Annotated in this window: 16 protein-coding genes; 11 read left to right on the top strand and 5 right to left on the bottom strand. The window is 42.7% G+C overall.

The features are described 5' to 3' along the window. Positions 1-46: 46 nt before the first annotated feature. From yedE to DYP60_RS10055, 7 genes are all read left to right on the top strand, one after another. A complete protein-coding gene (gene yedE / locus DYP60_RS10085; RefSeq protein ID WP_117330944.1) occupies positions 47-1129 on the top strand; it encodes a YedE family putative selenium transporter in 1083 nt (360 codons plus the stop codon). Beyond that, positions 1119-1322: a sulfurtransferase TusA family protein gene (locus DYP60_RS10080; RefSeq protein WP_117330885.1), complete on the top strand. Its 204-nt coding sequence runs from the start codon at positions 1119-1121 to the stop codon at positions 1320-1322. The genes yedE and DYP60_RS10080 overlap by 11 nt, the downstream gene beginning before the upstream one ends. Next, positions 1322-1570 carry a putative Se/S carrier protein gene (locus DYP60_RS10075; protein ID WP_117330884.1) on the top strand — a complete coding sequence of 83 codons (249 nt, stop codon included), beginning with the start codon at positions 1322-1324 and terminating at the stop codon, positions 1568-1570. Before DYP60_RS10080 ends, DYP60_RS10075 begins: the two co-directional genes overlap by 1 nt. A gap of 253 nt (positions 1571-1823) precedes the next feature. After that, positions 1824-3320, top strand: a complete 1497-nt coding sequence (locus DYP60_RS10070) for a sugar ABC transporter ATP-binding protein (RefSeq protein WP_117330943.1) — start codon at positions 1824-1826, stop codon at positions 3318-3320. Positions 3321-3332: 12 nt separating this feature from the next. Next, positions 3333-4553, top strand: a complete 1221-nt coding sequence (locus DYP60_RS10065; RefSeq protein WP_117330883.1) for an ABC transporter permease subunit — start codon at positions 3333-3335, stop codon at positions 4551-4553. Positions 4554-4618: 65 nt separating this feature from the next. Continuing rightward, a complete protein-coding gene (locus DYP60_RS10060) occupies positions 4619-5710 on the top strand; it encodes an ABC transporter substrate-binding protein (protein ID WP_117330882.1) in 1092 nt (363 codons plus the stop codon). Positions 5711-5798: 88 nt separating this feature from the next. After that, entirely contained in the window at positions 5799-6854 is a 1056-nt protein-coding gene (locus DYP60_RS10055) for a LacI family DNA-binding transcriptional regulator (protein ID WP_117330881.1), read from the top strand. Positions 6855-7462: 608 nt separating this feature from the next. On the opposite strand, the gene DYP60_RS10050 is transcribed toward DYP60_RS10055, so the two are convergent. Together DYP60_RS10050 and DYP60_RS10045 are read right to left on the bottom strand one after the other, a co-directional pair. Beyond that, positions 7463-7912 (bottom strand): GtrA family protein, encoded by a 450-nt coding sequence (locus DYP60_RS10050; protein WP_117330880.1) that lies wholly within the window; start codon positions 7910-7912, stop codon positions 7463-7465. 292 nt (positions 7913-8204) lie between these two features. Next, entirely contained in the window at positions 8205-8504 is a 300-nt protein-coding gene (locus DYP60_RS10045) for an FGGY family carbohydrate kinase (RefSeq protein WP_240622869.1), read from the bottom strand. 263 nt (positions 8505-8767) lie between these two features. On the opposite strand from DYP60_RS10045, the gene DYP60_RS14290 reads away from it, so the two are divergent. The 3 genes from DYP60_RS14290 to DYP60_RS10030 all read left to right on the top strand — a co-directional run bounded on the left by DYP60_RS14290 (position 8768) and on the right by DYP60_RS10030 (position 11295). Then, positions 8768-8932: a hypothetical protein gene (locus DYP60_RS14290; protein WP_160525613.1), complete on the top strand. Its 165-nt coding sequence runs from the start codon at positions 8768-8770 to the stop codon at positions 8930-8932. A gap of 130 nt (positions 8933-9062) precedes the next feature. Beyond that, positions 9063-9494 carry a hypothetical protein gene (locus DYP60_RS10035; RefSeq protein WP_117330877.1) on the top strand — a complete coding sequence of 144 codons (432 nt, stop codon included), beginning with the start codon at positions 9063-9065 and terminating at the stop codon, positions 9492-9494. Between the two features lie 652 nt (positions 9495-10146). Continuing rightward, complete coding sequence (locus tag DYP60_RS10030) at positions 10147-11295, top strand: baeRF3 domain-containing protein (RefSeq protein WP_117330876.1); 1149 nt, start codon at positions 10147-10149, stop codon at positions 11293-11295. 171 nt (positions 11296-11466) lie between these two features. Here DYP60_RS10030 and DYP60_RS10025 read toward each other — a convergent pair whose 3' ends face one another. Together DYP60_RS10025 and DYP60_RS10020 are read right to left on the bottom strand one after the other, a co-directional pair. Continuing rightward, the gene (locus DYP60_RS10025) at positions 11467-12186 is read right to left on the bottom strand and encodes a CPBP family intramembrane glutamic endopeptidase (protein ID WP_160525617.1); all 720 of its coding nucleotides are present in this window, start codon (positions 12184-12186) and stop codon (positions 11467-11469) included. Further along, positions 12173-12760 carry a TetR/AcrR family transcriptional regulator gene (locus tag DYP60_RS10020; RefSeq protein ID WP_117330874.1) on the bottom strand — a complete coding sequence of 196 codons (588 nt, stop codon included), beginning with the start codon at positions 12758-12760 and terminating at the stop codon, positions 12173-12175. Before DYP60_RS10020 ends, DYP60_RS10025 begins: the two co-directional genes overlap by 14 nt. A gap of 164 nt (positions 12761-12924) precedes the next feature. Between DYP60_RS10020 and DYP60_RS14285 the strand changes: the two genes are divergently transcribed. Then, positions 12925-13101 (top strand): hypothetical protein, encoded by a 177-nt coding sequence (locus DYP60_RS14285; RefSeq protein WP_160525619.1) that lies wholly within the window; start codon positions 12925-12927, stop codon positions 13099-13101. Between the two features lie 39 nt (positions 13102-13140). Here the strand turns inward: DYP60_RS14285 and DYP60_RS10015 are convergent, their stop codons facing one another. Continuing rightward, entirely contained in the window at positions 13141-13743 is a 603-nt protein-coding gene (locus DYP60_RS10015) for a hypothetical protein (RefSeq protein ID WP_117330873.1), read from the bottom strand. Positions 13744-13973: the final 230 nt, after the last annotated feature.

Genomic DNA, 13973 nt, shown 5'->3' with positions numbered 1-13973 from the left:
TTTTTTATTAATATAAAGGTTACAATAGGGTTTATATGGAGGTAATATGGTTGTCTCAAGAGAAAAAAAATCGCTTATGGTTGCAGGAATAATCATAGGCATCATCTCTGTGGTGCTTGTACTGCTCGGCAATCCCAGAAACATGGGATTTTGTATTGCTTGTTTCTATCGCGACATTGCAGGTTCTTTGTCTTTGCATCAAGCCTCTGTAGCTCAGTATGCTCGGCCGGAGATCATAGGATTGCTCTTGGGCTCGATGCTTATCAGCATTTTCAAAAAAGAGTTCAAACCAAGAGGTGGCTCAAGCCCGGTATTTCGTTTCATCATCTCTTTTTTTGTTATGATTGGAGCATTGGTGTTCCTTGGATGTCCCTTCAGGATGATCCTAAGGCTGGCCGGAGGGGATTTAAACGCAGTGGTGGGGCTCTTTGGTTTCATTTCCGGAATTATTGCTGGTTCGGTGTTACTGAACAAAGGATTTACCCTTGGACGAAGTTACAGACAATCCAATGTGGAAGGTGGTGCCATTGGCGGTATTTTTGCATTCCTTCTTCTCATTCTTTTGTTTGTTCCATCACTTCTTTCATTCAGCACTTCAGGGCCAGGTAGCTTGCATGCTCCCATCATTTTCTCCCTCCTAGGAGGGCTTGTTGTGGGGTCTCTGGCACAACGGAACCGGTTTTGCATGGCAGGAGGCATCCGGGATATTTTCCTTTTCAGAGATTTCACCTTGCTTTCAGGTTTGGTCATGGTATTCGTGGCAGCGTTAGGTATGAATTTGGTGACCGGAAACTTCATGCTTGGATTCGAAGGACAGAGCGTTGCACATACCAATGTGTTGTGGAACTTTCTGGGCATGGCTTTGGTCGGGTATGGTTCCGTGCTACTTGGAGGTTGTCCTCTCAGGCAGACCATCTTAGCAGGAGAAGGGAACAGTGATAGTGCAATCAGCGTGCTGGGCATGCTCGCAGGAGCTGCATTCGCCCACAACTTTTCCTTGGCTTCCTCTCCCCAGGGACCTACTGTTGGAGGCAAGGTTGCAACCATCCTTGGTTTTGTACTGCTCACAACGATTGCTCTGACGATTATCTATGGCAACAAGAAAAAGGAGGCTACAAATGGAAATTGATGCTCGCGGGCTGTCTTGCCCACAACCAGTAATTGAGACAAAGAAAGCAGTTGACAAAAAAATCATGCATCTTAAGGTGCTTGTTGACACCATAGCGGCAAAGGAAAATGTAAGTCGTTTTGCAAAGGTAATGAAATACCATGTAGATGTCGTTGAAACCGACTATGGATGGATGTTGGAATTGGAGAAATAATGAACCAATTCATCGCAACATTTCACAGCCAATATGGAGCGGTACAATTTCTCAAGCATGCAAGAGACTATCATATTGATTGCAGGCTGGCACCGGTACCAAGGATACTTTCATCTTCATGTGGAACCTGTGCCTATTATACGTATAAGGATTGGAATCCTGGATTCGTCATGAAGGATCTGGAATCAATTTACAAAGCATCTGATACTTCATATGAATTGGTATTCTCAAACGAAGACACACTCTAGTTGCATGGTACTTGCTCCTGTGCTCTTCTGTATTGTATGGGATATAAAGGTATCATCATCATTTCTAATACTGAGCATTGTTCTAGTAAATTCACACGCTACGAGTGCCAATCATTTTCATAAACTTTTATAGGTAACGCGCTAAGACCACTTTATTTTACTATGACTAATATTCTTGTAAACGTTTACAAATTTTCCCTTGACAGTTAGGAATAGTCATGTGAATAATACAATTGTACAAGGAGATGCGGCTGTGAGTAATGTAATCCTGTCGATGAAAGCTATTGACAAGCGATTTGCCGGCGTACATGCACTCAAGGGTGTAGACTTCGATTTGTATGAAGGCGAAATTCATGCAATTGTCGGTGAAAATGGGGCTGGCAAATCAACGCTGATGAAGGCCCTTACCGGTATATTTCCAAAAGACTCAGGCGAAATCTATTACATGGGAAAGTTGTTCAATCCTCAAGGTCCGAAGGAAGCATTGGATGCAGGAATTGCAATCGTGCACCAAGAGTTGAACATGATGGAACATCTTACTGTTGCCCAAAATCTATTCATAGGTCGCGAGTCTACTAAACTTGGTGGTTGGTTCTTGGATGAAAAAGAACAGAACAAGAAAGCTAGAGAATTGTTCGCCCGGTTGAATATGTCCATTGATCCAGAAGAAACGGTAAGTAATCTTACCGTTGGAAAACAACAGATGGTCGAGATAGCAAAAGCTGTCTCCCACAATCTTAAGGTTCTGATTCTTGATGAACCTACCGCTGCCTTGACGGATAGGGAGATTAACGACCTCTTCTCCATTATGAAAGATTTGGCAAAGAATGGGATTGGAATGATCTACATCAGCCACCGCCTGGATGAAATAGGTGTCATCACTGACCGAGTTACCGTCTTGAGGGACGGTGAATATGTAGGGACCAAGCTGACCAAGGAATTAAGCAAGGACGAGATGATCAACATGATGGTTGGTCGTGTTATCTATGAGCAGCCAAAATCCAAAAGCAACGTTCCAAAAGATGCACCGGTGGTCTTGAAAGTGGAGAACCTTAATGCAGGTAAACTCGTACAAAACATCTCATTTGAATTGCATAAAGGAGAAATCCTTGGGTTCTCAGGGCTCATGGGCGCAGGCAGGACTGAGACGATGAGGGCTCTTTTTGGCGCCGATAAAGCCTCTGGGACTATATATGTCAATGGGGAAAGAACAATCATTGAAAGCCCCAAGGATGCAGTGCTCAACGGTATTGGGTATCTTTCAGAGGATCGAAAACGCTTTGGTTTGGCGATTAGACTGTCAGTGGAGGCAAATGCCGTCATGGCATCCTATGAAGATCTCTGTCCAACACTCTTCCTTCCCCGCTCGAAGCTTCATCAGGTTGCTGCAGAAAATATAGAGAAACTGAATGTAAAGACACCCTCACTCGATCAGTTTGTACAAAATCTATCGGGGGGCAACCAGCAGAAAGTGGTTATTGCAAAGTGGTTGATCAAAAATTGTTCCGTACTCATTTTTGATGAACCGACACGAGGAATTGATGTAGGTGCCAAGAGTGAAATCTATCACTTGATGAATGAACTGGCCAAAGAAGGAAAGTCTATCATCATGATCAGCAGTGAACTGAATGAAATACTGAGGATGAGTGACCGTATTGCTGTAATGTGTGAGGGAAAACTCACTGGATTCCTCAATATTGAAGAGGCAACCCAGGAAAAGATTATGGAACTGGCAACACAACATGGATAGGAGAAGCCATAGATGAAAACGGATGATACTATTGAGTTGAAAAAAAAGAAAGGATTGAGCCTTCAGAAAATGCTTGCCCCATTGGCTCTCGTCATTATCTATGCATTTTTTTCTTTGTTCGGTAGAAATTTCTTCTCTTATATAACGTTGGTAAACATTCTTGACTCTTCCTACTATATTGGATTCTTAGCTATCGGGGTGACATTCGTCATTATCACCGGTGGAATTGATCTCTCTTGTGGTACGGTGATGATGGCCGCCACAATCATCGGGGGAACTGCATATAAAACCTGGGGATGGCCTATGTGGCTTTCCTTGATTCTGATCATCATCGTCGCTACCTCCTTCGGTCTTTTTAACGGTATTCTGGTAAGTCGACTGAAGTTGCCTCCTTTTATCGCAACTCTTGGAACTATGATGATTAGCTTAGGAACTGGTTCCATTGTTTCGAATGTGCGCAGTGCTACGTTCCCTGCTCGTGGTTCTGCAGATAGCTGGTTCAAAGGAATCTTCAAATTCATCACAGAAGACAATACATCCTACCCTACTGGAGCAATTGTGCTCTTTGGTACAGCTTTTATTGCCTATATCATTCTTACGAGAACCAAGATGGGACGGTATATTTTCGCAGTTGGTTCAAACAAGGAAGCTGCACGTCTCAGTGGTATTGATGTTGCAAAATGGGAGATGATGGCTTACGTAATCAGTGGCTTCCTTGCTGGAATCGGTGGTATTGCTTTTGCTGCAGTCTACACTACGGTGATGCCTGCCCAAGGACAGGGTTTCGAACTCTATGCTATTGCAGGGGCTGTCATCGGAGGAACAAGCCTCAGCGGAGGAGCTGGTTCTGTCTTCGGTACCATGATTGGTGTGTATATCATGAGTGTGTTACGTGCTGGACTGCCATCGATGGATTTGCAGTCACAGTACCAGACATTTTTTACCGGAGTGGTTGTCCTTGGTGCAGTCATGCTCGATATCTATCGTACGAAGAAGTCATCAGAAGTTCGTATTCTCTCTGATTCGGACAAATACAAGGAAGAGATGCTTGCAAAGATATCCCAATTGAAAGCCAAGGAATCTGTTGCTGATATAGCTGACAAGAAAGCTCTACAGAGTGAACTGGCAGATTTGCGACGCGAGATGCGTACACAATATCGAACCTTGAGACGAGAAGAAAAAGCGCAAAGAGCCGCGCTCCGCAAGAAAGAGAAGGAGTTTTCAAAGAAATAACGGAATACATCCGTTTATATAGTCAATCCGGGTTATTGGACCCGGTAGAAAACAGGAGGATTGGTATGAAGAAGACCTTATTCGTTCTAATGGTTCTAATGTTACTTACTTCCACTATTTTGCTAGCGGAAGGCGTAAAGGAGCAAAAGCCCTATATTGCTGTTGTTTCCAAAGGAGAACAACACGATTTCTGGCAGCAAGTGAAACTTGGAGCCAATGCGGCAGCTACCGATTTTGGTGTTGATATCACGTTTGAAGGCCCTCCTTCTGAAAGCGATGTACAAATCCAGGTAGAAATGCTCAACAATGCTATGGCCAAGAATCCAGTAGCAATTGCTTTGGCTGCATTGAATACAAGTAGTGTACTCGATCAGCTCCAGCAAGCGAAAGAACGAGGAATTCCTGTAATTGGATTTGATTCAGGTGTACCCGAAGCTCCCGCTGGTTCTATCTGGGCAAATGCTTCCACCAACAACTATGCTGCAGCAGGCATGGCTGCTGAAAAGATGTTTGAAGTAATCAAGAGCAAAATTGAAGCAGCTACAGTTGCTAGACCTGTCAAGATTGTAGTCATGAATCAGGATGCTTCTGGAGAGTCCTTGCTGAGCCGTGGTAAAGGATTCAGAGATACCATGATTAAGTTGATTGATGAGCAGACCTCACTTAGCAAGAATGACATTGCAGTAATTGGAAACACAGCGTACATTGCTCCTGATAGCCCAACAAAGGGAAGAAAAGTTTTCATTGAGATGATTGTACCTGCCTCTGCTGCAATGACTGATGCTACCAATGCCTCACAGGCAATGCTGAACAAGGTGACCAGTGACAATATTCTTGGAATCTTCTGTTCCAACGAGGCTACGGTCAAGGGTCTCTTGGCGGCAACCAATGATGGCGCAACATTGAAGAGCAATCCTGCATTCAAGGATGTTGTGGTAATAGGATATGATGCTGGTGCAGCACAGAAGAATGCTGTCCGTAACCAGTACTTCCTCGGTTCAATCACCCAAGACCCCTATCAGATTGGATATAAAGCTGTCGAACTGGCCTACAAGGCTTACAAGGGTGAACCTGTTGCCGATGTCGATACCGGTGCAAAGTTTTATAACTATCAGAACATGGATGATCCAGATATCAAGGGTTTGATTTACGATTGATGAACCATTGATGAGAGATAGCATCTCATACGTTTGGGGGGGTCACCGGCACTTGTACCGGCTGACCCCTTTTTGCTAGGAGAATATCATGTCCTCACCAACAATCAAAGATGTTGCAAAATCGGCAAACGTTTCAATTGCCACTGTGTCTCGTGTCTTGAATCATAGTGAAACTGTTCACAAACATACTCAAGAAAGAGTATTGGAAGCCATGGACCTTCTTGGATACAATCGTAATGAAGTAGCACGTTCTCTTAAATTCCGCCATACCAAGACTATAGGCATTATTGCTCCAGAACTTTCCAATATATTTTTTATGGAAGTTGTAGAAGCTATTGAACGTTGTGTAGGTCCTTTTGGATATTCATTGCTTATCACTTCTTCTAATGATTCGATAGAAGAGGAGAAAAGAAAATTACAAATCTTCATTGAGCGTAATGTAGATGGAATTGTGGTAATGCCGGCAGGAGCAGAAGGTCAGCACTTTTTGACGAAAGCATTGGACAAGATTCCATTGGTTATGGTTGATCGTTGCATCGAGGGGATTAACGTTGATTTTGTGGAGACCGATAGCCGCTACGGTGTCCATCAGATGATTAAGGCACTGAGCCATGAAGGATATAAGCGAATTGGTTATATCGGTGGTGATCTCAGCATCCATACTGCGCATGAACGCTTGTTCGCTTATTTGGAGGCTATGGAAGAACTAGGGTTGAAAGTAGAAAATCGATTTGTCTATCATCAAGGCTCGATGACTCAAACCTCGGGCCGGTCTCTTATTAGGCAAGCACTTCTTGAGGTTGATTATCCTGAAGCATTTTTTATTGCCAATGATTCACTACATCTGGGTGCAACCATTCAAGCATTGGAGATGCTCTCCTCTTCTCAGCTTGACCAGCTTGTCTTTGCAAGTTTTGACTATCTTAGCTATGCTCCGCTGCTCAAGCTTTGTCATTATGCGGTAGCACAGCCTTGTGATAAAATTGGGGAAGAAGTTTCTACACTCCTCTTAAAACGATTGAGTGGAAATTGGGAGGATTATCCGAAGCATGTAATGTTGAAGCCGGAAATTAAGGTCTTACGAGCCAATGGAGGCATCCCCTACCCCTTGGGTAATTCAAAATCTGATATGCTTTCTTCTTGAATCATGGTAAGCCATCTCACTAACATTCCCTGCTGTCTTATCCTTAGCATCTGTTAGGTCAGTGTAAAGCAAGGGTGTATGATGGAGAAAGCTCAGCGACCGCTTGGAACCTGGGATACGCCAAGAACAAGACACTGATTTTACGTTGCCATGGTTCTCATGAAACCCATGTTTTTATATTCAAGTTTGGAGATAATGAATGCACCATAGCATTCAAGTCTGATCCTGTTGATAATTTAGGCTTTTTTCGTGCAACAAAGTGATTTGACTATACGTATCGTTTCAGTGCCAAGTTCAATCACCATATCCATTACAGATGAAGGGTTTGAACCAAGGACGGTATGCTCCTTCTGCTTTGTTTATCACCAATGGAAAAGAGTGATAAAAGACAAGGTTATATGTTATTGTACACCGCCAGGAATATAGTGCTTTGTTTCATGGGTCATGGCTTTTGAACGAGGGCATACTGCATCAAAATATTCTTTTGCATAGCGCGACAAGGCTTCTCTTTTAATGCAATAAATTTGGTTCTTGATTAGATTATTGCGTTGCTTTGAAATTGCTGTTGCATCAGGATAGGTTGAAATAGCAAATCCACACGATTCCTCCTAGATAGATGAAACATTTACAGGTTTGACTCGGGTATTCATGGAAGTCCTGTAAATGATGAATCTGTTAACACAGTACTCTGTGATTAGGTTGACCACCATGGTACCGCCCAAGACGATGTAGTCTGACATTCCAAGACCAACCAGTGCATCTCCCCACCAGGTTGAGAGCGGGGTAAATATGAGATAATAGATTCCCAGCTGGGTCATTGCCTTGGGGATATTGTTTACACTCTTGAACGTGAAACGCCGGTTCACAGTATAGTTGTATATGACACTGGCAATGAGTGCAATCAAATAACTCGGCCAATATTGAAGATGAAATAATTCCTCTAGAAGCATGAACACCAGCACTTGAATGACTCCTGCACTGATGGAAAAGAGCACGAACTTTCCTAATTGAATGAGATTCTGTTTTCCAGTCATCGGAACATTGTTGTTTTTATCCATGGATATTCCTTTTTACAGTCCGTTAAGGGAGGCAAAGTACTTCTTATTGGTTCAACAGAGCTATTATATACCTTGTGATTACGGTCATATACTTTTTTGTTATCTTGCCTTGGTTCATATATGATTCCCTTTGGAATCGCTTCAGTTGCTTCATTTTCTAGGAGAGTCTGTTACCGGTTTCTTTTCCAAGGAGAGGCGTAACTCATCAAGAGCCAGATGATCCTTAACCCATTCGAGATATTTTCCGTCAGTCTTCGGTTCAGAGAAATAGGTAAACCATTCGAAAGAGCACTTACGATTGCTGCAGTCTTCGTTGCAGGATCAACCACGCTTTTCTCAACTGCTTGGTTGCACGTTGATTGAGATAGCTGAATGCATTTCTGATCGTCCTTCCTTGCCTGACAACAAGTACCAATCCTTGCATCTGGGAACAGAAAGAAATACCTTTGATGTCAGTTGCGTCGACAGCAGATTGGGAGAGAATCTTCTCACTTGTGATGATCATTGTATTCCACCATTCTTCTGGATCCTGCCCGGATCCTCCTCCATCCAGGAGATACAGTGTATAAGTTCGCGAGTGCTGAAGCAACACGTTCCAAGTAACCACCAGCAGCAAACACACATGTTTTTATCCCTGTAGTACCAACATCATAGGAGAGTAGATATTTTGTATCTTCCTTCTTGCGTATACATATGCTGTAAGCACTGTAGTAGAAACCGTACCATCTGCTCAAGGATAAATGTGTCTCGATTATGTATATCGTCCCCCAAGAATATCGTAAAGCGTTGGAGATACTATTCACAGGAATATGAGTACTGAAGAGAAATGAAAGGTATCAATACCCCAGGCAAGCAATGGACTCAGGAGGCGTTGCCTCCTTTTCCGCCCCAAGGGACGGGGTATCTCACCTTGCTTTCCCGGCACTCTCTCGGGAGAGGAACTTTCCTGCTGATTCCTTTCCTCTCGCTCCGTTGGGAAATGAAGAAGCTAAAGAATATTTTTTATTGCAAGATAAATAATTACATATTTGTAAATAAGAACACAAAACCTATGTAATACGATAACCAGGGCCATTCCACCCTTTACTATTCACGAGTCGGAGTCTACACTTATCTACGATACATCGCAGAAATCATTAGGAGTCAGAATATGGCTAAAAATCCAAAGGAAGCCCTTGGGGTATTCGCATCTACAAAGATACAGCAACTGCTCATAGCCCTTTTGTTCATAGCAATGGGAATGATGGGTTTTGCATCTGCTTCAGGTGCTGGTAGTCAGCTTTCTCGTGAACTTTCCAATATGTTTGGTGGAGACCGGGAACTCCTACTCTACATTCTCTCAGCGTTGGAGTTGCTTTGTGGTATTCTCCTTGTTGCCCAATTCTTCATGAAGGGAATCCCAGAGAAGTCCGGCAAACTTGCACTCACCATTATTTTGATCTTCTGGCTTGCCCTGATTGTTATCCTCGATATTCTGACTATCGACTTTGGTGGGTTCAGTGGACATGACTGGTTCTCTTGGATAGAACAGGTTGTACTGCACCTAATCGTACTGACAAGCATTGTGCAACTGCAGAAGTAAATACAGCAGTAATGGAACCTAGCATATGCCCTGCTCTCTCTCATTCCTAGGACAGGATGAATGTCAGAGGCCACAGGGCGGTAATCTTTGCACATACCATAAAATCTTGGAACAAACGTCATTTTGGTGATCCATGAGTGACCACTCCTTGTCCTAAGACAAAAAACTCTGTGCACACTTCCAAAGAGTGAAGGAAGAAGCCCGAAGCCTATATGGTGGTGAGAATCCTTGGGTCCAATTCAACCTTTCTGGAGAACCTCTCAAATGACAATTCTGTTCTCTATCTCAATGTACCTTACCAGGGGATTACCTGGTAAGAAGGAAACTTTGCAACAGCTTTTGCTGTGCGGAGACTGTTCATATTGTATGAACTTTTCTTATTGCAACCTCCAATCACCATAACACTGGTTGCACGATAGGAAGTACTGAAGTCTATCACAAATGGCTTAATACGATGTTCATAATCCCTCAATTATAGTCGATGTATGAATAGTTTTGGAAATCACACTATCAGAAAGCGCTAAAAAGGGATGTTTTTCCTTGCTTCACAGACAATTGCACCACTGGTTTTCGATTCGTAAATTATGTTGTATATTATAGTTATAAGTATTGTCGGATGCGGCATAGTATGTATGAAAAAAAGGAGTATAGCATGGCATATGAGATTGCACAGCGTTTTCCAAATGAAATTTTGTATCAAGAGGAAGGACCCTTTGTTTCTCTCTATCAACCGACGCACAAGCGCTTCCCTGAAAACAAACAAGATCCTATTGTATTCAAAAATCTACTGAGAACGATCAAGAAGTCCCTAAGTCAGAAATATGAAAAGGATGTAATCAACGTAATCATGGAACCGTTCTATGAACTGGAGGAAGATGCACCGTTCTGGAACAATACATCACAAGGCATAGCCGTCCTGGCGAGTAAAAACAAGTGCATAGTGTATAATCTCCAGATTCCTGTGATGGAATTCGCTACTGTCGCAGATAGCTTTCATATCAAGCCTTTAATCAAGGCTTTCCAATCCACGGAAAGCTATCAGTTATTAGGGTTGAGTAGCAATAATTTTGCATTGTTTCAGGGTGACAGAAATGGTTTTTCAGAAATCACGCTACCCGCAGATACACCACGGACGTTAGAAGAGGTTTTGGGAGAGCAATTGACAGATTCGTATCTTTCCCATGGCTCGTATGGAGGTACAGGAAGTCATACCATGTACCATGGTCATGGAGATCCCAAACAAGAGAGAGATACTGACAGTGAAAAGTATTTTCGATATGTAGACCGCTTCGTGCTGGATCACTATTCAAAACCATCGAAATTACCGCTTATCGTTGTTTCACTTCCAGAGTTTTTTTCTCTTTTCAAGAGTATCAGCAATAATCCGTATGTATTGGACGATGGGATTGAAAACTCCTATGATTCCTTGGATAGGGATACGCTTAAGGCTAAAGCTTTGGAGATTATCAAACCAATCAATCTGAAAAAGATACAAGAGGTAATTGAATCCTATAAAATAGCTGAAGCAGACAATCTAGGCTCCTCTGATATAAAAGCGGTAGCCAATGCAGCGTCCAATAGTCGGATTGAAACATTACTCATTGAGGAAAGCAAAATAGTGCCAGGAAAGATCAATCATGCTACAGGTGAGGTAGAATATGGAGCCATTGGTGACCCTGAGCTTGATGATCTTCTGGATGACATAGCTGAATTAACCCTGATGCGAAAAGGTGAGGTTTTAATCGTTCCTCAAGATATGATGCCAAGTACCACAGGTGTTGCAGCAATATTCAGATACTGATGAGTATTTTTCTCAGCGCCAACAATCATTCGATACATCAATGGATTAATGGTGCCAATCCAATCTATCGGGAAGGCTGTTCATAGATTTACCAGCTTTCAAAGTTTGATTTGCAACGTTGTAATCATTTACACAGCTACCTGTTCTGAAAGGAACAGGTAGTTATTTCGCTCAGGCAACCTTCACCATTCGTTTGGGTGTCGTACGAATAATGACAAAACTATAGGCAACAGAAATGATAAGAATGGCAAGCAGCAGCATTGCCTGCAATTCTGTAGCTTGATTGGTGACCGTTCCACTGAAATTGAACAGAGCGTGAAATATTGCACCGGGAACAATGCTTCGTGTCATTGCCACTAAGAGTGATAGCATGATGCCTACGGCTATTGCTACTACTATTTGAGAAGAAAGTTCCACAGCACCATAGCCCCTAAGCAAGTTCACCACATGTCCAAAACCAAAGGTTATTCCACTTATGATGACTGCACGTTTGGTAGTTGAATTCTTTTCGATTGCCTGAAAAAGTAATCCACGGAAAAGCACTTCCTCAACAACCCCGACTGCCAGCATCAACAAAGCTGCAACCAAGATATCAGATAGGAGCAAGCTAGTTTCTAGTCCTGCAAACCATTGGATAAGAGCAAGCACCAAGAGTGGGATGTAAAACCATACACCTTTACATGCTTTTCGTTCTGGCAACTTCAGCAATAGGTCTTGCGCCCGATACGTTTTCAACAGTATTCCTGAAAAGCAGAGCAATACCAAAGCAGTCACCAGACTACCTAGCCCTGTCTGCCTCCCTATCTCATCCCCTATATTCACCAAGGCAATATAGACAAGAATCCAGAGAAGTGAGCGCCGTAAAATCTTTTTGTCATTAGTTGGGTTCATATACATTTCCTTCTTCACTATATTCATGTTTCAAAGCAGTAAATGTATGGATCAAGAGCTGGGAAATCTGTTCGTCTTCCAACGTGCACTCGTTAGTGGCCAACATCGAGGCGATTCCATGAACCAAGAGCCAAATCCCCAGGAATATCTGTTCTGATTGCTTCTCACTAAGTTGTGTCATTTGGGCAATGATGCTGATAATCGGCTTATTAGCATCATTCGAGACAAGGTCTATTACCTGTTTCCCTGCAAATTCATCTGACATGAACAATAATCGAAACAGGTTCTTCTCCCTTCTGGCAAAATCAATATAGGATAACCCTAGACCAAGAAAGGGGATGGCGTTTTGTTCCAATCCTTTGAGCAACTGTTCCTCAAAGAGGGTATCGACCTTTCGATACACTGCTTTCCTGAGATGTTCCATGGATGGAAAGTTATGGAAGATCGGCTGTACTGAACAGCCGAGAGCCTTTGCAACAGACCGAGCATGTAATGCTCCTTCCCCTTCTTCACGGATAATCTGGATTGCAGCATCCACAATAGCTTGTTCTGAAATTTTAACCTTCGGTGGCATACATGTTCCTTTTAATACCAATCGTTATATAACATTTGTTATGTTTTATGCAAGCTATGTGTTTATGTATTTATATTTCTTCTCATGGACAGGGAAAATTCTCGCTAATCTTTTTTAAATGCCCATATACATCTTCCGCTCTAGGTTCAGAATGACATATCCTAATGAAAGGTATCAATACCCTAGGGCAAGCCCTGGACTCAGGAGGCGTTGCCTCCTTTTCCGCCCCAAGGGACGGGGTATCTCACCTTGCTTTCCCGGCACTCGCTCGGGAGAGGAACCATCATGCTGATTCCTTTCCTCTCGCTCCGTTGGGGAATGAAAAAAGAGGGAACCTGTAACAGCTCCCCCTAAAAACATCGATTTTCTATTCAGCTACACTAGTACTGTAAGTTGAGACCAAGATACCCACCAACACTGAATCCATTATCGAAGGATATCGTGCTTGATGACGTGCCACTATCGGTTGTTTTCTGGTCTATGACATTGATAGGATACCCAAGTTTGACTCCGGTTCCCAGGAGCAACGTATCGGAAACTGCAAAGAGAACACCTACTTTTGTCTCAATTTTTGATACGTAGAAAATTTGTATATCCTCACTTGAATCGGTATCACCGGTTCCTGTTAATCCATACCCAAGACCCGTCTCCAAACTGAATGTTTCACTGAGCTTAAACTTGAGTTGTGCTAGGAGGCTCGCATTGAAAACCATTTCAGGTTCACCTTCGAATGTCCCCAAAGAAGTAACCAACGTAGGGGTAGATTGCCCCATACCAACGTGATATCCGAGTCCAAAGATTCCTTCTTCACTCAAATAGTGGGCTCCACCAATAGCAAACCCTACCTGATTGAAGACATAATCACCATAGTCGTATTCAAATGTATCTCTCTGGAGGATAGCACTTCCTCCAATATATCCAGATGAAAATACCATTCCCATTGCGCCTATCATGATTGCAGCTAAAAGTATCATTTTTTTCATAGAAACTCCTCGTAACCTTCCTGTCTTTGGTCTTACTGACCAATAATCACTGTATACTTTTTTATAATATAATGATATAGGTAGGTCCTACAGATCTTCTTCTGATCAGTTCCAAGTGAGAGCAAAGTGTAACCATAGTAGCAATAGTTTTACAGTATATTCAGGTGATTCATGCCTTAGAAGACTATTTTTAGTTTCTCTACTCTTGTGTATCTCTTCAATGCTCAAGA

The organism is Sphaerochaeta halotolerans (assembly GCF_003429665.1).
Classification (GTDB): Bacteria; Spirochaetota; Spirochaetia; order Sphaerochaetales; family Sphaerochaetaceae; genus Sphaerochaeta; species Sphaerochaeta halotolerans.
Note: the sequence above shows the minus strand (reverse complement) of the source record. Positions and strands in the feature narration are given on the sequence as shown.

Bases quoted from the DNA above. Each gene is read 5' to 3' on its own strand.
- yedE (WP_117330944.1), top strand. From the start codon at position 47: ATGGTTGTCTCAAGAGAAAAAAAATCGCTTATGGTTGCAGGAATAATC.
- DYP60_RS10080 (WP_117330885.1), top strand. From the start codon at position 1,119: ATGGAAATTGATGCTCGCGGGCTGTCTTGCCCACAACCAGTAATTGAG.
- DYP60_RS10075 (WP_117330884.1), top strand. From the start codon at position 1,322: ATGAACCAATTCATCGCAACATTTCACAGCCAATATGGAGCGGTACAA.
- DYP60_RS10065 (WP_117330883.1), top strand. From the start codon at position 3,333: ATGAAAACGGATGATACTATTGAGTTGAAAAAAAAGAAAGGATTGAGC.
- DYP60_RS10060 (WP_117330882.1), top strand. From the start codon at position 4,619: ATGAAGAAGACCTTATTCGTTCTAATGGTTCTAATGTTACTTACTTCC.
- DYP60_RS10055 (WP_117330881.1), top strand. From the start codon at position 5,799: ATGTCCTCACCAACAATCAAAGATGTTGCAAAATCGGCAAACGTTTCA.
- DYP60_RS10050 (WP_117330880.1), bottom strand. From the start codon at position 7,912: ATGGATAAAAACAACAATGTTCCGATGACTGGAAAACAGAATCTCATT.
- DYP60_RS14290 (WP_160525613.1), top strand. From the start codon at position 8,768: ATGGACTCAGGAGGCGTTGCCTCCTTTTCCGCCCCAAGGGACGGGGTA.
- DYP60_RS10035 (WP_117330877.1), top strand. From the start codon at position 9,063: ATGGCTAAAAATCCAAAGGAAGCCCTTGGGGTATTCGCATCTACAAAG.
- DYP60_RS10030 (WP_117330876.1), top strand. From the start codon at position 10,147: ATGGCATATGAGATTGCACAGCGTTTTCCAAATGAAATTTTGTATCAA.
- DYP60_RS10025 (WP_160525617.1), bottom strand. From the start codon at position 12,186: ATGAACCCAACTAATGACAAAAAGATTTTACGGCGCTCACTTCTCTGG.
- DYP60_RS10020 (WP_117330874.1), bottom strand. From the start codon at position 12,760: ATGCCACCGAAGGTTAAAATTTCAGAACAAGCTATTGTGGATGCTGCA.
- DYP60_RS14285 (WP_160525619.1), top strand. From the start codon at position 12,925: ATGAAAGGTATCAATACCCTAGGGCAAGCCCTGGACTCAGGAGGCGTT.
- DYP60_RS10015 (WP_117330873.1), bottom strand. From the start codon at position 13,743: ATGAAAAAAATGATACTTTTAGCTGCAATCATGATAGGCGCAATGGGA.